The sequence below is a fragment of the Cedecea sp. NFIX57 genome (genome assembly GCF_900177785.1).
Classification (GTDB): domain Bacteria; phylum Pseudomonadota; class Gammaproteobacteria; order Enterobacterales; family Enterobacteriaceae; genus Cedecea; species Cedecea neteri_C.
This window is the reverse complement of sequence record NZ_FXAS01000009.1, coordinates 156,848-174,755: the sequence shown is the minus strand read 5'-3', so window position 1 is coordinate 174,755 and position 17,908 is coordinate 156,848. Positions and strand designations below refer to the sequence as shown.

Sequence of the window (17,908 nt, the reverse complement as noted above, 5' to 3'; positions counted from 1 at the left end):
GGACCGGCGTTTTATCAACACCGCATCAAAAGAGATAACCTATGGGAGTTCACAGATGAGTCACTCTGCGACGAAAACAAAAACCTTTTTCGGGCATCCGTACCCGTTAAGTTCGCTCTTCCTCACCGAAATGTGGGAACGTTTTTCTTTCTACGGGGTTCGCCCGCTGCTCATTCTGTTTATGAGCGCCGCGCTGCTTCAGGGCGGGATGGGGCTGCCGATTGAGCAGGCGTCCGCCATTGTCGGGATCTTCGCCGGCGGCGTGTATATCACTTCTTTACCGGGCGGCTGGCTGGCCGATAACTGGCTCGGGCAGCGCCGCGCCGTTTGGTATGGCTCGCTGATTATCGCACTTGGTCATCTCTCGATTGCCCTGTCGGCATTCGTGGGCAACACCTTCTTCTTTGTCGGCCTGCTGCTGATCGTCCTGGGCACCGGGCTGTTCAAAACCTGTATTACCGTGATGGTCGGGACGCTGTATAAAAAAGAAGATACCCGCCGCGACGGGGGCTTCTCGCTGTTTTACATGGGCATCAACATGGGCTCGTTTATTGCCCCGCTGATTATCGGTCCGCTGCATGAAAAATATGGCTGGCACATGGGCTTTGGCCTGGGTGGCTTAGGGATGCTGGTTGCGCTGTTCATCTTCCGCTTCTACGCCATTCCGCAAATGCGTCGCTATGACAAAGAAGTCGGCCTGGATTCCACCTGGAACCGCCCGACGACCGAGCGTAAAAATGTCGGTAAATGGGTGACGCTTGCCATGGTGCTGCTTGCCGGGCTGGTGGTGTTGATTGCCAACGGCACGATCCCGTTTAACCCGACGGTAATTGCGAAAAGCTCCGCCTACATCATTTCTACCTGCGTGGGCCTCTACTTCCTGTTTATGTTCTTCTTCGCGGGCTTAACCAGCAGCGAGCGTTCACGCCTGCTGGCTTGCCTGATCCTGCTGATTGCGGCGGCATTCTTCTGGTCTGCCTTTGAGCAGAAGCCGACCTCCTTCAACATCTTTGCGCGTGATTACACCGACCGCCAGATGGGCAGCTTTGAAATCCCGACGATCTGGTTCCAGTCGATCAACGCGCTGTTTATTATCCTGTTAGCCCCTGTGTTCAGCTGGTTCTGGCCGTCGCTGGCTAAGCGTAATTTGAACCCGAGCAGCATGACGAAGTTCGTCATCGGCATTCTGTTTGCGGCGGCAGGCTTTGCGGTGATGATGGCGGCGGCAAACCAGGTGCTGGCGACGCAGAGCGGCGTGTCCCCGTTCTGGCTGGTGGGGAGCATTCTGCTGCTGACCCTGGGCGAGCTGTGCCTTAGCCCGATCGGCCTTGCGACCATGACGCTGCTGGCACCGCAGAAAATGCGTGGCCAGGTCATGGGGCTGTGGTTCTGCGCCAGCGCCTTGGGCAACCTGGCGGCAGGTATCATGGGGGGTCACATCAAAAAAGATCAGCTTAGTTCAATGCCGGAGCTGTTCTCCCACGTCTCTGTCGCCCTGGTTATCTGCGCCGTTGTGCTGGCCGCGCTGATTATTCCGGTCAGAAACATGCTGAGAAACGCGGACGCCAACGAAGTTAAATAACGGTTTTTAAGCACCTGGTCCGGTAGCCTTTATGGGGTACCGGGCCTTTTTATTTCGTGGGTCGCTACTGCACATCAGTCGAACGACTTACGGTTTCCCACACCTCAATATCTGCTTCCATTCGCTCAAGCTTCTCTTTGACGAAGGTAACCGCGTCGCTGCCCAGGAGCAGGGTTGCCGGTGGATGAGGGCTGTCGATAAGCGTCAAAATTGCTTTGGCGGCCTTAATCGGATCACCCGGCTGTTGCCCGCTGCGTTTCTGGCGCGCATCGCGAATCGGGCTGAAGCTCTGGTCATAATCGCTGATGCTGCGAGGGGTTCGCACCATAGATCGCCCGGCCCAGTCGGTTCTGAAGGAACCGGGCTGCACGGCGGTCACCGCGATATTAAAAGGCTGGAGCTCTTTGCTCAGCGTTTCGGAGATGCCCTGCAGGGCGAATTTGCTGCCGCAGTAGTAGCTGATACCGGGCATGGTGATAAAGCCGCCCATCGAAGTGATATTGATAATATGGCCCGTACGGCGAGTGCGGAACCCTGGTAAAAAGGCTTTTATCATCGCGACGGCGCCAAATACGTTGACGTTGAACTGGTGAATAAGTTCGCTCATCGGGGATTCTTCCATCACCCCCTCGTGCCCGTAGCCTGCGTTGTTGACCAGTACATCAATAGTGCCTATCTCCTGTTCCACCGAAGCCGCCAGCGGGGCTGCGGCATCAAAGTCAGTGACGTCCAGAATTCGGGCAAAACACTGGCCGGGCGCCAGCGCTTCAAAGGCTTCCTTCGCCTGCTGATTACGCACGGTGCCAACCACGCGGTGTCCGGCTTTCAGGGCTTCTTCTGCCAGCGAGCGGCCAAAGCCGCTGCTGACGCCGGTAATTAAAAATAACTTCGACTGGCTCATTATTATCTCCTCCGTAAGTGGGAGGTAAATCGTAGGGCCGGAAGGACTGAAGGAGTAGCCTGGATCCTCTCTGATGTTTGCCTGTTTCTATGAGGCGTCTGGACGAGGCGAGGCTTCGCTGCCAGACTCTGGCAACATTTCCCTTGCCAGGTGAACCGCTATGACAAACGCCAGCCTTCAGGCCAGTAAACAAATGGTTGAGCTTCTGGATCGGTTAACCCCGCATGAAGGCTACAATCTCACCGCTCTAAACGAAGTACGTTTCTTACGATCTAACCGCCCGCTGATGCGAACCCCCGTTCTTTATGAGCCCGGCATCGTGATTGTGGTGCAGGGGCGTAAACGGGGTTTTTTAGGCGAGGATGTCTATTTATATGATGCCCTGCATTACCTGATGGTCTCCGTGCCCGTCCCGTTCACGATGGAAACGGAGGCCAGCGCCGAAGAACCCATGCTGGCTATCTACATGAGGCTAGACTTCACGCTGGCGGCTGAAGTTATGCTGGCGCTGGATGGGCGAGGAGTTGAGCTGGCCTGCGAGCCACGCAGCATGATGTCCAGCCCGATGGACGAAGCGATGAGCGCTTCCGTGCTCCGTTTCCTGCAGGTGATGTCAACGCCACTGGATGCCGAAGTGTTGGGGCCGGCTATGATGCGGGAGATTTATTACCGGGTACTGACGGGGGCGCAGGGGCAGACGTTACGCAGCGCGCTGACGATGCAGGGGCAGTTTGGCAAAGTGGCGAAGGCGCTGCGCAAGCTTCATGCCGAATTTGATGCGCATCTGGACGTCGACACTCTGGCAAAAGAAGCGGGCATGAGTGTGCCCACTTTCCACTGCCACTTCAAAGCGGTAACCAACACTTCCCCCATGCAATATCTCAAATCCACAAGGTTGCATCAGGCGAGATTGTTGATGCTGAGAAACGATCTGACCGCTTCGGCGGCCAGCGCCCGTGTGGGATACGAAAGTGTGTCGCAGTTCAGCCGCGAATTTAAGCGTCTTTTTGGACTTACGCCGCTTAACGAGGTGGCGCGTATGCGGCAGCATTTCGCCATGCCGGCCCCGCGCGCAGAGCCGGCATTTATCTCTTCCCACTGAAGAGGTTAGTACCTGTATTTCTTATCCAGAACCCGGCAGGTGGTGTAAGCCCCTGCGGCGCAAAGCAGCGCGGGAGCAAAATAGCTATGATCCATATGGGTAAACTCCATCACCAGTGCCACGGCGGTGACCGGCATCTGCATCGAAGCGGCTAAAAACGCCGTGCCACCGACCAGCGCAAAGCTGCCCACGTCCCCGCCAGGGAAGACCAACTGCCAGACCATCGCCAGCAGCAGGCTCAGCAAAGCGCCCACCGTTAAGCCCGGTGTCAGCAGCCCACCCTCAGCGCCGCCTCGCAGGACGGCGAGGATCACCAGCATTTTCAGCGCCAGTAAAATCGCCGCGAAGTTAAAGTTCAGGCCGTTACTGATGGCGAGCTGCATCGGGCCTTTGCCGTTGCCCGGCAGCTGCGGGAACCACAGGCTAAGTGCGGCCAGCAGCGCAAAGGCCAGCAGGCAAAATACCGGCATCTGCCAGTTAGTTTTTACCTGCGTTCTCACGCTCGTTGTCGCCTTGCGGAACAGCCAGGCGGCATATCCCAGCAGCGGGCTGGCAACAATGGCCCAGCCGATAAATGCGTGGGGAAGCGCAAAAGAGGCAAAGTGATACTGCGACTCATCGCCCAGGCCAAGCGTTGCCACCCAGGCCGCCACTGCCGAAGTGATCACCGCCGCCAGCGCTTTCTCCCAGCTAAACGAGATCAGCAACACTTCCAGCGTGAACAGCGCTCCGGCGAGGGGCACGTTATACACCGCCGCCAGACCCGCGCCTGCGCCGCAGGCAATCAGCGTCCGGGTTTCATCCGGCTGCAGGCTGAATTTCCTGGCGAGAAGCCCGGCCGCCAGCGCACCCATTTCCCGAGGGGCAACTTCACGCCCGAGCGGAGAACCCAACGCAACGGTGATGATTTGCAGCAAAGCATGAAGAGTGGTGGTGCCTGTCGGCATTGGCACGGCGGGATTTGCCACGGCTGCAGCGATAGACACTCTTTTCTTGCCGTAGCGTGCGAGCAGCCACCAGCCAAACCCGGCGACGGCCCCGCCGCCAAGAATTGCCGCTATCCGTCGCAGATGCGTAGCGTCCGTCACGCCCTCAAGGAATGTCTCGCTGCCAACTAACTGGTCAATACTGTAGCCAAATGCCAGGTGCTGAATGGCGTGTAAAATCAGCGCGAGAAGCATCCCCGCGATGCCGGCAAGAATGCCGGTAAGTACGACCGCAATCAGGCGCACAAGGTAGTTTTTAGTGTCAGCCTGGTCAGCTTGCTGGGTCATATCGGGATCCTTAACGCGGGAAAATTTGATGATAAGGGAGAAGAATTAAACAGTTAGTATAAATGTAGCATTCATCCGGCCCGAATCCTTCTCACCTTTCCCCGTGCAGGTTCCCCTTGTTTAACTCGCTTTCTGGCAGGCGGCAATCAGCATACCCGCCACAGCAGCAGCGCCAAGCAGCCGGAAGGCCGTTGCCCACTGTGCTGTATCTGGAGCCTGCCCAAGGACGACAGACAGTACCGCCAGCATCATTGCCCCGGCCATATACTGGCTGGTGGCCATCAGGGCACTGGCGCGTCCTTGCTGGGCCAGTGGGGTGGATGACAGCCCCACGGCGAACATCGCCGGGAAGATGAGCCCGTGGCCAAGTCCGCTTAAGGCGATGCCGATGATGAAGACGGCAGACAGCGGGGACGCTAACCCAACGGACAGCAGCCATAGCCCCAGCGCCGAACAGGCAAACCCGGTGGCCAAAACCGTGGCGCTGGCGTAGCGGGCCGTCAGGCGGGTAAATAACGTATTGCCCGCGACGATTAACAGCGCGAGCGGCGTGAACATCAGCCCGGTGGTAACGGCATCCTGCTGCAGCGTCTGCTGCCAGAGCAGCGTCATGGCATAAAACTGGCTGCCCACGCTTGCCATATAGCAGGCGCTGCTGAGCCAGCCCGTCTGCAGGCCCGGCAGAGCGCGAAGTGAACGGGCCAGTAAAGGCTGCGGGGCGTAGCGTTCGTGCAGAAGGAACAGGACCCCCATGGCAACGGCGAAGCGATTGGCAACGTAGTCGGGCTGTCCGGTTTCGCCATAGCGCATCAGCGCCCAGACCAGCGTCCCGGCGGCGAAGCAGCCGACCAGTGACCCGATGCCCGTCTGCTGTTTTTCGCCCTGCGTGCTGAGCGGGAGATAATCCCGGCGGACCAGCCACAGCGCAAGAATTCCCGGCGGAATGTTTATAAAGAAAATGGTTCGCCAGTCCAGCGCGGCCAGGACGCCGCCCAGCATCACGCCAGCAACCAGGCCCAGCGCGCCGATGGCGCTCCATATTGCCAGCGCCCGCCGGTGCGCCTCGCCGTGAAATCGCTGCGCCATCAGCGCCAGCACCGCAGGCTGCAACAACGCCGCCGCCATCCCTTGCCCGCAGCGGGCGATCAGCAGCAGCGTGCCGCTCTGCGCCAGCCCGCCCGCCACCGATGAAAGCAAAAACAGCGCCATGCCCAGGCTGAACATCCGGCGTGCACCCAGCCGGTCACAGAGGCTGCCGCCCGCCAGCAAGAGGGCGGCAAACGTCAGGCCATAGAGAGAAACGACCCACTGCATCTCGCTGAGGGAAAGATTCAGATCCTGCGCCAGCGTGGGGAGCGCGACGTAGACAATAGCGTAGTCCAGCGCGATCAGCGCCTGCGCAATGCCGGGTGCGAATAAAGCGCGCCAGGCCCCGGCGGCGGGTATCGCATAAGTTTGTGTCATCGATGTTTCCTGCTATTTTCTTTATGATGAATCATTTTCATCATTTGATGAGCGTGAATAACAGGCTACGCCTTTATTTATGGTGCAATCAAAATCATATTATTCAGCAAGAGATGAGTTAAATTCATTCATGAAAAGTCGTCGACTCCCGCCACTCACGGCCATTCGGGCCTTTGACGCCGTGGCACGCCACGTCAGCTTTAAAGCGGCTGCGGAAGAAATTGGTGTGACGCCCACCGCCATCAGCCACCAAATACGCCTGCTGGAAGATTCACTGGAGCAGCGGTTATTCACCCGCTCCGCTCGTGGCGTAGCGCTGACTGCCGCGGGGGAGGTTCTGTTCCGCGCCTCCGGGAACATTTTCGCCACGCTACGCGAGGCTGTTGAGTCGATAGAAACGCTTTCCCACCCCGGCACGCTCACGCTCAGTACCACCTCGAACTTTTTGACTAACTGGCTGGTGCCGCGTTTACCGTCTTTACATCAGCGGCATCCCTCGCTGGAGCTGCGCTTTCACAGCGGCGTAGCCCTGGCCGATCTCCACGGCAAAATGGCGGACTGTGCAGTGCGTTACAGCATGCAGGCCGATGAAGCTCTCGACAGCACGCTGCTGCATAGCGACAGCTTTGTGCTGGTGGCAAGCCCGCAGCTAAAGCTCAGGAGCGTGAAGGATCTCCCGGGGATGACGCTTTTTCATATAGATAACCGGCATGTGCCCAGCCCCGAACCCAGCTGGCAGCACTGGAAATCGGTCTTTGGGCCGGAGAATTTAGACGTTCAGAGCGGTATTCATTTTGACGACGAAACCCATGCGATTCAGGCCGCGATAGCCGGGCAGGGGATCTTGCTGGCAAGCGAGCTGCTGATTCGCCGGGCGCTGCAGCAGGGTCTGTTGCATATTGCGCTGCCGGGCGCGTTGCCTGGGGCGAACTATTACTTTGTGAGCAGCCATGAAAAGGCCCGGAGAGAAGATGTGCGGCAGGTCAGGGCGTGGCTGCAGCAGGAGTTTGAGGCAGACGGGTGATGATTGCCCCTCACCCTCACCCTCACCCTCACCCTAACCCCGGAGGGGCTAGGGTTCTGTTATTCTCAGGATTCCCACCGCTTCAACAGCAGGCTGGCATTCACGCCGCCAAAACCAAAACCGTTCGACAGCGCATAACGCAGCGTCTGTGGCCGGGCGGTAAGTGCGACCAAATTCAGCCCGGCCGCCTCTTCATCGGGGTGATGCAAATTCAGCGTCGGCGGCACAACCTGGTCACGCAGTGCCTGAATGGTAAAGATAGCCTCAACGCCTCCTGCCGCGCCCAGCAAGTGGCCGGTGGCGGATTTTGTCGACGTCACCGCCACCGGATGCGTGCCGAAAAGCCCTTTAATTGCCGCCAGCTCGCCTTTGTCGCCAACCTGAGTCGACGTTGCGTGCGCGTTGATGTGGTCAATATCGGTGGCTGTAATACCGGCCTGGCGTAGGGCTGCCTCCATTGCTCGCCTTGCGCCGTTGCCGTCTTCCGGTCCGGCGGTCAGATGGTAAGCATCGGCGCTGGTGCCGTAGCCGACCAGCTCAGCCAGCGGCCTGGCGCCACGGGCGAGGGCGTGTTCCAGGGATTCAATCACGATAAGCCCGGCACCTTCGCCCATCACAAAGCCATCCCGGTCGCGGTCGAAAGGGCGTGAGGCGGCTTCCGGGTTGTCGTTGGAGGCGGTAGACAGCGCGCGCGCGGCGGCAAATCCGGCCATACTGACGCGGTGAATGGCCGCTTCTGCACCGCCACAAAGGGCAATATCAGCCTCGCCGCTGCGGATCAGGCGGGCGGCATCGCCAATCGCCTGCGCTCCGGCGGCGCAGGCGGTGACCGGGGCGCCAATTGGCCCGCGAAAGCCGTGGGCGATAGACACATGCCCGGCGGCGAGGTTGGCGAGGAAAGAGGGGATGGTAAACGGCGACAGGCGGCGTGGCCCGCGCTCGTCCGTGGTGTGCACGGCGTTGGCGATTTCGCCGAAGCCGCCGATCCCGGTGGCAATCACCGTTGCGGTACGGTCTTTCTCTTCCTGCGAAGCCGGAGACCAGCCCGCCTGTGCGAGCGCTTCATGGGCGGCAACCAGTGCAAACTCGATGAACCGATCCATCTTTTTACGTTCTTTGGCGGGGATCACTGCCAGCGGATCAAAGCCGTGCTGAGGATCCTGTTCAACAGACGGCACCTGGCCCGCCACTTTGCAGGGAATATCTTCCACGACTTTCTCATCCAGCGCCGAGATGCCGGATTTTCCCGCCAGTAGCGACTGCCAGACATGCTGCACGCCGCAGCCCAGGGGGCTGACGATGCCCATACCCGTAACCACAATGCGTTTAACTGAAACGCTCATCATTATTCTCCTGAAATATCAGTGTGGCTGCGGCTTCTTCATTAACGGAACCAGCATCGCAGCAATCAAAAAACCTATCATGATCAGGTAAAAAGCATCCGAAAATGCCTGCGTTCGTGCCTCGCGCAGCGCCAGAGAGGACAAGTTTTTTAGCGCTCCGCTGGTGGCGGCGTCCGGGGACAAACCCTGCGCAGTCAGACTGGCGGCGCTGCGCTGGACAAAGTCCGCCATCGCGAGATTAGCGGTATTGAGATGGTCGGCCAGGCGGCTGTAGTGCAGGTTGGTTCTGTCATTCAGCACGGTGCCGCACAGGGCAATGCCGATAGCGCCGCCGAGGTTACGCATTAAATTGAACAGGCCGGAGGCAAGCTTAAGCCGCGCGGGTGGCAGACTGCCCAGCGTTAACGTCACCGTTGGCGCGACGGCAAACTGCTGTGCAAGGCCACGAAACGCCTGCGGCAGCAGCAGCTGGTCCGCGCCCCAGTCGTGGGTAATCGGCACAAAGCTGTACATGGAAATGGCAAAGCCGATCAGCCCGGCCATCAGCAGCCAGCGGAGGTCCACGCGGTTCGCCAGCCAGGAATAAAAGGGAATCGACATCACCTGAAACAGGCCAGTGGAAAACACCGCCAGGCCGATTTCCAGGGCGCTAAAGCCACGCACGGTGCCGAGATACAGCGGCGTTAAATAAATCGTGGCGAAAATGCCCACCCCGGCCATAAACGAGAAATAACAGCCGAGGCTAAAGGTTCTGTCTTTCAGCGCCCGCAGATCCATCACCGGCTGGGCGTGGCGCAGCGTACGAATAATAAAGGCGATGCCGCACAGCAGCGCTATCCAGCCGGTAGTGGCGATGGTGTTGTCGTCAAACCAGCCCCAGCGAGGGCCTTCTTCCAGGGTGTATTCCAGGCAGCCGAGCGAGGCTGCCAGCAGCAAAATACTGAAATAGTCTGCGCCGCGAAGCAGCGAGAAGTCCGGGCTATCTACCTTCACCAGCAGCGGCACGGCGACGGCGATATATATCCCAGGGATGACGTTAATAAAGAACAGCCAGTGCCAGTTAAAGTTCTCGGTGATCCAGCCGCCGACGGTGGGACCAAGCGTCGGGGCCAGTGAGGCCAGGCCGCCGATAGTCGCGGCGGCAATAACGCGCTGTTTGCCCTGAAAGAAAGCGAAGGCGGTGGTAAACACCAGCGGGATCATGGAGCCGCCCGCCAGTCCCTGCAGGGCGCGGAAGGCAATCATACTCTGAATATTCCACGCCCAGCCGCACAGCAGGCTCATCAGGGTGAAGCCTGCCGCCGAGGCGGCAAACAGCCAGCGCGTGGACATCACCCGCGCCAGCCAGCCGGACAGCGGAATGATAATGATCTCGGCGATCAGGTAGCTGGTCTGCACCCAGACGGTTTCATCATCCCCCGCCGACAGGCCGCCGCCGATGTTCCGCAGTGACGCGGAGACGATTTGAATATCAATCAGCGCAATAAACATCCCCACGCACATGCTGGCAAAGGCGAAGATCTTTTTTGCCATTGGCATAGAGATGCCCTGCGGCATCGGTGCGGCCTGGGCGGTGCTCATCGCATGCTCTTTTGATCAACGGTGACGATGACCGACAGCCCTGGACGAAGCACATCCAGTTTTGCGCCGTCACCTTCCAGCGCGATCCGCACCGGAACTCGCTGAACGATTTTGGTGAAGTTCCCCGTGGCGTTTTCCGCCGGAAGAATGCTGAACCGGGAGCCGGTCGCCGGGGAGACGCTGGCAATGTGGCCTTTAAAGGTATGGTTCGGCAGCACGTCGGCAACCACGGTCACCGGTAAACCGGCCCGCATGTGTGCCAGCTGGTTTTCCTTAAAGTTGGCATCGACCCAAAGTCCCTGGGAAGGCACCAGCGAGAGCAACTGCGTGCCGCTGCTTACGAAGGAGCCTGTCCACGCGCGGCGGTTGCCGATCACGCCGTCGAACGGGGCGCGAATTTCGGTATAGCTGAGATTCAGCTTCGCCATCGCCAGGTTAGCCTGCGCCTGCTCCAGCGCGGCCTGGGTTTGTTTTTCACGGGCATCAAGTACCGCGAGCTGGCGCTGAGCCACGGCTTTGTCGGCCAGGGCTTTACTTTGTTCCGCTCGCGCCCGGCGATAATCCGCCGAGGCGTTGTCGCGTATCTGGGCTGAAATCGCGCTTGAGGCTTCCAGGGCGTTATAGCGGCGGTTGTCGTTGGCTGTTTTGTCCGTTGCCGCCGCCGCTGCCGCTAAAGAAGCGGCGGAACCTTCAATCGTCGCCTGCTGTAGCTGGCGTGTGGCGGCGATATCCGCCAAGGCAGCCTGCTGGGCGGCAACTTCGCCGAGGGCTTTGGCCAGCGCGGCCTGGTAATCACGATCGTCAATGCGGATCAGCAGATCGCCTTTTTTCACCGCCATGTTGTCCTGCACCGCAATCTGTTGAATGTAGCCGGAGACTTTGGTTGAAATGGCGCTGATATCCCCGCCGATGTAGGCGTCGTCGGTAGACTGAATAAAACGCCCGCTGTGCCACCACCATGCGCCATAGACCGAGGCCGCCAGTACTGCGGCACCAAGCACGGCCAGCGTAATCAATTTTTTCTTATGGGCGGCGTTCATCACTGAGGTTCTCTGTACGGTTCTGGCTGGAATTTAAGCCCGGCGTCGCCGGCGTGTTTACGCTGCAGGTAGTCGTGGCGGTATTTCATCATCGGTGAGGCCGCCGGACCCGGCACCATGGCGTATTTTCCGGGCACAATCGGCTCGCCGGTTTCTTTATCGGTGAGAATGGGCTCTACCGGGCGATGGGTTTCGCGTTCAACCAGCTGCATCTGCCGCCCTTCGGGCGCGAAGTGGCGGTTGCCCCATTCCGCCAGCGCCAGCAGCACCATCCGGAAATCGCGCCCGCGCTGGGTGAGGTGATATTCGTAGCGTGGCGGCGCGCTGCTGTAGCAAACCTTCTCCAGCAAACCGTCATCAACCAGCTCTTTCAGGCGGCGCGAAAGAATATTGGGCGCCACGTTGCTGCTCTTCTGGAACTCATCGAAGCGGGTAAAACCGGCCAGGGCATCCCGCAGGATCATGATGCTCCAGCTGTCGCCGATACGGCCGAGGCTGCGGGCAATGGGGCAAGAAGCGCTGCACAAAGGTTCGTTTTTCATGGATCGATCCGGTTACGGGTTATCGTCTGGCGACAAAGTGGCATAGTGACTTTCAAAATGCAAGTGACTTGCTGGGGCATGGAATAAAGTGACTTTGTCGTAACGTCACGGATATATTCAGAAAGACGTCGTTCTTAAACGAAAAGTGCGGATTTAAAAGCTTTTCAGTTGGCTTATGTCGGGATTAAACGCTGATTTATTTTATAAGATGGCTTTTACATAAATCCAGGTAATAAATAATATACCCGCCCAAGTCTCGCACAGGATTACCTATGCTTAAGAATGCCAGTGTTCGGAGCGTTATTGTCTATTTTTTGGCAATATCCTTTTTAGTTATAGATATCTTAGCATTCGCTTTATCAGCCAGCGTGCTTGTTTTAGCCATGCTTAATATTGCCTGGGTTGTCTTAATATTCTCCCTGTGGATGTATATGACGATATATCTTGTACGGCCCATTAATCACGTTAAGCGAAGCATTGACGAAATTAACTCAGGGAATTTATCGGTCCATATTCCTGAGTTTGGTAATAATTGCGCCGGACGATTAATTCCGGGCATCAATACGCTTTCCGCCGAGATTACTACCCTGGTAATGGATATTCGCAGGTCGTCCCAGTCGGCCAAAGCGCTCTCGGAGAGCCTGGCGCACCAAAGCGCCACGCTGTCGGTGAAAACCGAGCAGCAGTCGGCGATGTTGATTCAGACGGCATCCAGCATGGAACAGATTTCCGCCGGGACAAAAAACAATGCCGACAGTACCCGCGAGCTGAGCGACATTACCAGCGGCGCACACCGTTCGGCTAACCACGGCAGCGACCTGATGCAGAAGCTGACCAGCAACATGACTTCGATAACCGATTGTGCCAATAAGATGACGGAAATTATCACCATCATCGACAGCATTGCCTTCCAGACCAATATCCTGGCGTTGAACGCCGCGGTGGAAGCCGCTCGTGCCGGGGAACACGGCAAAGGCTTTGCGGTGGTGGCCGGTGAAGTCAGGAACCTGGCGCATAAAAGCTCGGAGTCGGCCAAGAACATTAAGTCGTTAATTGATATCACCAACCAAAATGTGCTGCAGGGCGCAAGCCTGGTCTCCGAAGCGGAAAAAAATATGAAGGATATAGTTTCCGGTTCAGAAAATATCGACACGCTGATGGGACATATTTTTATCTCCACCAACGAACAGGAAAAAGGTATTCAGCAAATTACCACGGCGCTCTCCGAGCTGGAGAAAGTCACCCAGGGGAACGTGGCGGTGGTGGAAGAACTGGCAGGATCTTCAGAAGTGCTGAATAAACAAGTGTTCGAGCTGGAAAAAAGGACCAGCAGCCTGCACCTGGGGGAAAACGATGAGGCCAGCGTCATATTATCGCCTCAGCTGGCACCGCGCAGGACGTTAAAAAGAGAAGAGGAACACTGGCAGGCGTTTTAATCTTTAACTTTAGAGCAAATAATAAAAGGCCCCTTCGCATGAATATGCCGGGGCTTTTTATTTTTTAATGACTTTTTCATTGTGATCCGGATCACATTAAAGCATTGCGTCGGGCCCAAATGCTGCTTTATCGACCGTTCCCCCCTGGTTTTTGCCTGCAGAAATAAGCGTGACCTCCGATATCGGTTAACAACGTGGTTACAAAACACGCCATTCCCTCGCGCCAGGCGTCGGGGGCACTCTGGGATGTGGTTTTCTAAGGAACGAGAATGAAACTAAGTAATTTGCGTGTAGGCGTAAGGCTGAGCGGCGGTTTTTTCCTGCTGTTATTTTTGATGATTCTGATGGGTATCGGCGCAAGCCTGTTCAGCCGGAACAATGTTCACGCCGTCGATGAGATGATTAACCAGCATTTGCTGAAGGAAAGGCTGGTCGAGGAATGGCTTGCTCAGGTCGACAAGAGCAGCGGGAACGCTATCGCGGCAATGGGGACTGAAAATGCGATGCTGCGTAAAAAACTGCTCGCCAGTATTGCCCAGAATTCGGCGGTAACCACCCGGGTCCAGTCGCAGCTCACGTCGCTGATTGCGTTGGAAACTGGCAAGCATCTGCTGGCGAATCTTGTGCCCGTGCGAGAAAAGTATCTGCAGGTTCGTTCCGAGGGGTTGGCCCGGGCTGAACGGAGCGAACATGAGGGCATGGATACCTATATCTCGGAACGTTTTATCCCGGTAAGCGAAGAATACCGCCAGACGCTACAGGCCCTGCTGGATTTCCAGAAGCAGCTTATCGACAATACGCATGCCAGTATTCAGAAAAACTCGCGTAATAATGAGCTGCTCATGTTGCTGCTAGTGGCGATTGGTGTGGCGCTGGGGGCGGCAACGGCCTGGTACATCACCCGCAGTATTACGCACCCGCTACAGCAGGCAGTTAACGTTGCCGGCAGGGTGGCGCAGGGCGATCTCACCGCTAAAGTGCATGTGCATGCTAAGGACGAGCTGGGGCAGCTCATGCACTCATTGAAGGAAATGATAACTTCACTTGGGAGTACGGTGAGGAACGTCAGCACCGGTGCGGAAAGTATTGCCCTGGCTGCGGATGAAATTGATGCCGGTAACCAGGATCTCGCCTCACGAACAGAGGAACAGGCGGCGAGCGTCGAGCAAACTGCCGCGACGCTAGAGCAGTTAACATCAACGATCAAGAGCACCGCCAGTAATGCCCATCGGGTGAATACGTTGTTTAATGAGTCCGGAGAAATGGTGAAGGCCAACAGCGAACGTATGCATGTGGTTGCCGATGCAATGGGCGAAATCCATGATGATGCAGGCAGAATGACCGATATCATCACGGCCATTGAAGGGATTGCTTTCCAGACGAACATCCTGGCATTAAATGCCGCCGTTGAGGCTGCCAGAGCCGGAGAGCAGGGGCGTGGTTTTGCTGTGGTAGCCGGGGAAGTGAGAACGCTGGCGCAGAGAAGTTCGGCTTCCGCAAAAGAGATTCGTGAAATCATTAGCGCGTCCGTGAACAAAATTACCGATGGTCGTAAGCTGGTCACGGAAGCGGATGAGGGTATGCAGGAAATCGTTGAAAACGTTGCCCGCGTTCAGCAACTGGTGGATGAAATTGCCCGCGCGAGTCATGAGCAAAGCGACGGCATCGCGCAAATCAATGCTGCGATGGGGCAGATTGATACCACCACTCAGCAAAACGCCTCCCTGGTTGAGCAGTCCTCCGCGGCCAGCGGTTCCCTGAAGGAGCAATCCGGGATACTGATTAACAGTATTCGTGTCTTTACGCTGCACGGCGCATAGTGCTTTGAGATTTGGGGCAGAAGATTGCCCCTTCTTCTCAAAAAAAATCCGATCCCAGCAAATTGATAAATCTGTCTTTTCTTCACATTCCCGTCTGACCGGGGAATAAATTTCCTTCCCGCGTATTGCAAATTAAATCGCCAGCTCTATAATTGAGTGAGTGGTCAGTCATTTAATGATTGACCGCAATACTTACCATAAAAAGCCGCCAGGCCACGCGCCGCGCTTATCAACCGAGGATACACAGATGACGTCTAAAACTGAAAAGTGGTTTATCACCGGGGCTTCCGGTGGTCTGGGCCTGGCACTGACCCGTCGCGTGCTGGAGGCGGGCAATACCGTCGTGGCCGCGGTGCGGAATCCTGCCGCTTTGGCCGGCCTACAGCAGCAGTATGCCGTGCAGCTTATTGTTGAAACGCTGGATGTGACCGACTTTGCAAGCCTGCCCGCTGTCGCCGAAAAGCACGGCGATAGCGATGTCGTCGTCAATAACGCCGGAGGGGCGATTATCGGCGCGATGGAAGAGTTCACCGGGCAGGAAATTGAACATCAGCTTGCCCTGAACCTGCTTTCGCCGGTGCATATCACTCGCGCATTCTTGCCCGCTTTTCGCGCCAAAAAACAAGGCCGCCTGATTTACATCACCAGCATGGGCGGCCGCGTCGCGTTCCCTGGCGGAGCGTTCTACCACGCGGCGAAGTACGGCCTGGAAGGGTTTGCTGAAAGCACCGCGCAGGAAGTGGCGGAGTTCGGCATTAAAGTGCAAATCATCGAGCCGGGTTCGATTAAAACTAACTTCCAGGCGAATGTACGCTGGACGGAAGAATCCGAAGCCTACAAAAACGGCACCGTGGGGCAGCTGCGCCGCTGGATTGCCGAGCACGGTGAAGAGAGCAACGCCGGTGACCCGCAGAAAATGGCCGACGCCATTTATAGCCTGAGCCAGCAGGCGGAGCCGCCGCTGAGAACCGCGCTGGGTGCGGATGCATTTCAGATCCTCAAGGGCAGCTATGAGAGGAACCTGCAGTCGCTGGAAGATCAAAAAGCGCTGTCTGCCTCGGTGGTGATCGAAGGTAAAACCGGGTTTATTCCCGAATAATGTGCGCTCCCGCCGCTCGCGGGAGCAAAGCTCAAACCCCGGTGGCTAAATCTATTACACTATCCGGATATTTTATTGACCCCGGAGACGCTGGAATGGCAAGACCCCTGAGCCCGCAAAAACAGGCGGCTCTTCTGGACGCCGCGGTGGCGATTATTGCGGAAAGTGGTTTATCGGCCACCACGGCCAGCATTGCGAAACGAGCGGAGGTGGCGGTAGGCACGCTGTTTACCTACTTCCCGACGAAAGATCAGTTGCTAAACGAGGTCTATTTAAAGCTGAAGCAGGATATGTCCGATCTGCTGGTGGCCGGTTATCCAAAGGAGGCCGACTTCCGTACGCAGATCCTGCATATCTGGCGTGGCTACACGGAATGGGCGCTAAAGAATCCTGAAGGAAAGCAGGTTCTCAGGCTGCTGACGATGTCGGATCTGCTGACCCCGGAAACGCTCGCCAGCACGCCGGAGGCGCTGAATCAGGCGGATAAGATGTTTGATGAGGCCATTAAACAATCGCTGTTTGTCACCGACAGCAAAACGTTTATCTACGCCATTATTCAAAATATTTCTGATGCCACCAGCGAACAAATCGTCAGGCATCCGGTGGACAAAGAGAAGTTGCTGCAGCTTGGTTTTACTATGATGTGGCGGGCTATTACCGTCTGAAGTTAAAGCTTTTATTCGGCCATTAAATATAACTGAAAGAGTTGGTGATTTATTTATCACCTGCTCTTTGCTACACCCTTTTAAAAATTTCAGAGTAATTAAATATGAAGATTAAAACGCAATTTAATTTTAATAGTACCGCCAATGATATTATCAAAGGCCAGAGTCTTAGCGCTAAGCGGGCGGTAGTCACCGGGGCTGCTTCGGGCATTGGCCTGGAGACTGCCAGGGCGCTGGCCAGCGCTGGTGCGGAGGTAACGCTCGCGGTAAGAAATATGGATGCAGGTAAACAGGCCGCAGAAGATATTATTCAAAGTACCGGGAATAAAAATATTTATGTTGCCTATTTAGATTTGACCAACAGAGACTCTATTGCCGACTTTATTTCTTCATGGTCCGGTGCGCTGCATATTTTAATTAATAATGCAGGCGTAATGGCAATGCCGGAAACCCGCACCTCCGAGGATTGGGAGACGCAGTTTGCGACCAATTATCTGGGGCATTTCGCATTAACCACGGGGCTGCATGGGGCGCTGAAAAAAGCGGGCGGCGCAAGGGTTGTGGTGGTTAGCTCCAGCGCACATCATTTTAGTCCCGTCGTGTTCGACGATATTCATTACCACATTCGCCCTTACGATCCGTGGACGGCTTACGCACAGTCGAAAACGGCGCTGGTGCTGTTCGCCGTTGAAGCTTCCCGGCGCTGGCTTGAGGATAGCATTTTTGTTAATGCGGTCATGCCTGGCGCGATTAAATCTAACCTGCAGCGCCACTCCGGTGAGCTGCCGGTCCCGGAGCATTTGTGGAAAAGCGCTCAGCAAGGGGCCGCCACATCAATCATGGTCGCCACGCTACCTGAACTGGAAGGTATTGGCGGGCGTTATTTTGCCGACTGCAACGAGGCTGAGTTGATTACCCGCACCAGCGGGGATCGTATGGCCGAGTTTTCCGTGGTTGCCGGTTGGGCGCTGGATAAAGCCAACGCCATGCGTCTGTGGGATCTGACGGAAGATCTACTAAATTGATACCAGAGCG

15 protein-coding genes are annotated in these 17,908 nt (G+C 56.8%); 8 read left to right on the top strand and 7 right to left on the bottom strand.

The annotated features are described in order from the left end of the window. Positions 1-55: 55 nt before the first annotated feature. Positions 56-1,582: a peptide MFS transporter gene (locus B9Y90_RS10120; RefSeq protein WP_085541148.1), complete on the top strand. Its 1,527-nt coding sequence runs from the start codon at positions 56-58 to the stop codon at positions 1,580-1,582. A 64-nt stretch (positions 1,583-1,646) separates the two neighbouring features. Here B9Y90_RS10120 and B9Y90_RS10115 read toward each other — a convergent pair whose 3' ends face one another. Next, positions 1,647-2,483 (bottom strand): oxidoreductase, encoded by an 837-nt coding sequence (locus B9Y90_RS10115; RefSeq protein WP_085541147.1) that lies wholly within the window; start codon positions 2,481-2,483, stop codon positions 1,647-1,649. Between the two features lie 160 nt (positions 2,484-2,643). Between B9Y90_RS10115 and B9Y90_RS10110 the strand changes: the two genes are divergently transcribed. Then, entirely contained in the window at positions 2,644-3,585 is a 942-nt protein-coding gene (locus B9Y90_RS10110; protein ID WP_085541146.1) for an AraC family transcriptional regulator, read from the top strand. 5 nt (positions 3,586-3,590) lie between these two features. Here the strand turns inward: B9Y90_RS10110 and B9Y90_RS10105 are convergent, their stop codons facing one another. Then, positions 3,591-4,859 (bottom strand): chloride channel protein, encoded by a 1,269-nt coding sequence (locus B9Y90_RS10105; RefSeq protein ID WP_139827378.1) that lies wholly within the window; start codon positions 4,857-4,859, stop codon positions 3,591-3,593. Between the two features lie 120 nt (positions 4,860-4,979). After that, positions 4,980-6,323 carry an MFS transporter gene (locus B9Y90_RS10100; RefSeq protein ID WP_085541145.1) on the bottom strand — a complete coding sequence of 448 codons (1,344 nt, stop codon included), beginning with the start codon at positions 6,321-6,323 and terminating at the stop codon, positions 4,980-4,982. 130 nt (positions 6,324-6,453) lie between these two features. Here B9Y90_RS10100 and B9Y90_RS10095 point away from each other — a divergent pair, with 130 nt between their 5' ends. Beyond that, entirely contained in the window at positions 6,454-7,347 is an 894-nt protein-coding gene (locus B9Y90_RS10095; protein ID WP_085541144.1) for a LysR substrate-binding domain-containing protein, read from the top strand. Between the two features lie 65 nt (positions 7,348-7,412). Here B9Y90_RS10095 and fabF read toward each other — a convergent pair whose 3' ends face one another. Genes fabF through B9Y90_RS10075 form a run of 4 tightly spaced genes read right to left on the bottom strand, consistent with a single transcriptional unit; the run spans position 7,413 to position 11,853 of the window. After that, entirely contained in the window at positions 7,413-8,690 is a 1,278-nt protein-coding gene (gene fabF / locus B9Y90_RS10090) for a beta-ketoacyl-ACP synthase II (RefSeq protein ID WP_085541143.1), read from the bottom strand. Positions 8,691-8,708: 18 nt separating this feature from the next. Next, a complete protein-coding gene (locus B9Y90_RS10085; protein ID WP_085541142.1) occupies positions 8,709-10,271 on the bottom strand; it encodes a DHA2 family efflux MFS transporter permease subunit in 1,563 nt (520 codons plus the stop codon). Next, on the bottom strand, positions 10,268-11,311 hold the full coding sequence (locus B9Y90_RS10080) for an HlyD family secretion protein (RefSeq protein ID WP_085541141.1): 1,044 nt from the start codon (positions 11,309-11,311) through the stop codon (positions 10,268-10,270). Before B9Y90_RS10080 ends, B9Y90_RS10085 begins: the two co-directional genes overlap by 4 nt. Further along, positions 11,311-11,853, bottom strand: a complete 543-nt coding sequence (locus tag B9Y90_RS10075; protein ID WP_085541140.1) for a winged helix-turn-helix transcriptional regulator — start codon at positions 11,851-11,853, stop codon at positions 11,311-11,313. The genes B9Y90_RS10080 and B9Y90_RS10075 overlap by 1 nt, the downstream gene beginning before the upstream one ends. Positions 11,854-12,125: 272 nt before the next feature. On the opposite strand from B9Y90_RS10075, the gene B9Y90_RS10070 reads away from it, so the two are divergent. The 5 genes from B9Y90_RS10070 to B9Y90_RS10050 all read left to right on the top strand — a co-directional run bounded on the left by B9Y90_RS10070 (position 12,126) and on the right by B9Y90_RS10050 (position 17,898). After that, positions 12,126-13,289, top strand: coding sequence for a methyl-accepting chemotaxis protein (locus B9Y90_RS10070; protein ID WP_085541139.1), 1,164 nt, complete (start codon positions 12,126-12,128; stop codon positions 13,287-13,289). A gap of 269 nt (positions 13,290-13,558) precedes the next feature. Further along, positions 13,559-15,109 (top strand): methyl-accepting chemotaxis protein, encoded by a 1,551-nt coding sequence (locus tag B9Y90_RS10065; protein ID WP_085541138.1) that lies wholly within the window; start codon positions 13,559-13,561, stop codon positions 15,107-15,109. Positions 15,110-15,356: 247 nt separating this feature from the next. Continuing rightward, positions 15,357-16,208 (top strand): SDR family NAD(P)-dependent oxidoreductase, encoded by an 852-nt coding sequence (locus B9Y90_RS10060; RefSeq protein ID WP_085541137.1) that lies wholly within the window; start codon positions 15,357-15,359, stop codon positions 16,206-16,208. Positions 16,209-16,303: 95 nt separating this feature from the next. Next, complete coding sequence (locus B9Y90_RS10055; protein WP_176227859.1) at positions 16,304-16,873, top strand: TetR/AcrR family transcriptional regulator; 570 nt, start codon at positions 16,304-16,306, stop codon at positions 16,871-16,873. Between the two features lie 104 nt (positions 16,874-16,977). Next, on the top strand, positions 16,978-17,898 hold the full coding sequence (locus tag B9Y90_RS10050) for an SDR family NAD(P)-dependent oxidoreductase (RefSeq protein WP_085541135.1): 921 nt from the start codon (positions 16,978-16,980) through the stop codon (positions 17,896-17,898). Positions 17,899-17,908 lie beyond the last annotated feature (10 nt).

What these genes read in the sequence shown, in the direction of transcription:
- B9Y90_RS10060 (WP_085541137.1), top strand. Translation starts at nt 15,357, where the DNA reads ATGACGTCTAAAACTGAAAAGTGGTTTATCACCGGGGCTTCCGGTGGT.
- B9Y90_RS10110 (WP_085541146.1), top strand. Translation starts at nt 2,644, where the DNA reads ATGACAAACGCCAGCCTTCAGGCCAGTAAACAAATGGTTGAGCTTCTG.
- B9Y90_RS10070 (WP_085541139.1), top strand. Translation starts at nt 12,126, where the DNA reads ATGCTTAAGAATGCCAGTGTTCGGAGCGTTATTGTCTATTTTTTGGCA.
- B9Y90_RS10120 (WP_085541148.1), top strand. Translation starts at nt 56, where the DNA reads ATGAGTCACTCTGCGACGAAAACAAAAACCTTTTTCGGGCATCCGTAC.
- B9Y90_RS10065 (WP_085541138.1), top strand. Translation starts at nt 13,559, where the DNA reads ATGAAACTAAGTAATTTGCGTGTAGGCGTAAGGCTGAGCGGCGGTTTT.
- B9Y90_RS10085 (WP_085541142.1), bottom strand. Translation starts at nt 10,271, where the DNA reads ATGAGCACCGCCCAGGCCGCACCGATGCCGCAGGGCATCTCTATGCCA.
- B9Y90_RS10050 (WP_085541135.1), top strand. Translation starts at nt 16,978, where the DNA reads ATGAAGATTAAAACGCAATTTAATTTTAATAGTACCGCCAATGATATT.
- B9Y90_RS10080 (WP_085541141.1), bottom strand. Translation starts at nt 11,311, where the DNA reads ATGAACGCCGCCCATAAGAAAAAATTGATTACGCTGGCCGTGCTTGGT.
- B9Y90_RS10075 (WP_085541140.1), bottom strand. Translation starts at nt 11,853, where the DNA reads ATGAAAAACGAACCTTTGTGCAGCGCTTCTTGCCCCATTGCCCGCAGC.
- B9Y90_RS10100 (WP_085541145.1), bottom strand. Translation starts at nt 6,323, where the DNA reads ATGACACAAACTTATGCGATACCCGCCGCCGGGGCCTGGCGCGCTTTA.
- fabF (WP_085541143.1), bottom strand. Translation starts at nt 8,690, where the DNA reads ATGAGCGTTTCAGTTAAACGCATTGTGGTTACGGGTATGGGCATCGTC.
- B9Y90_RS10055 (WP_176227859.1), top strand. Translation starts at nt 16,304, where the DNA reads ATGGCAAGACCCCTGAGCCCGCAAAAACAGGCGGCTCTTCTGGACGCC.
- B9Y90_RS10095 (WP_085541144.1), top strand. Translation starts at nt 6,454, where the DNA reads ATGAAAAGTCGTCGACTCCCGCCACTCACGGCCATTCGGGCCTTTGAC.
- B9Y90_RS10105 (WP_139827378.1), bottom strand. Translation starts at nt 4,859, where the DNA reads ATGACCCAGCAAGCTGACCAGGCTGACACTAAAAACTACCTTGTGCGC.
- B9Y90_RS10115 (WP_085541147.1), bottom strand. Translation starts at nt 2,483, where the DNA reads ATGAGCCAGTCGAAGTTATTTTTAATTACCGGCGTCAGCAGCGGCTTT.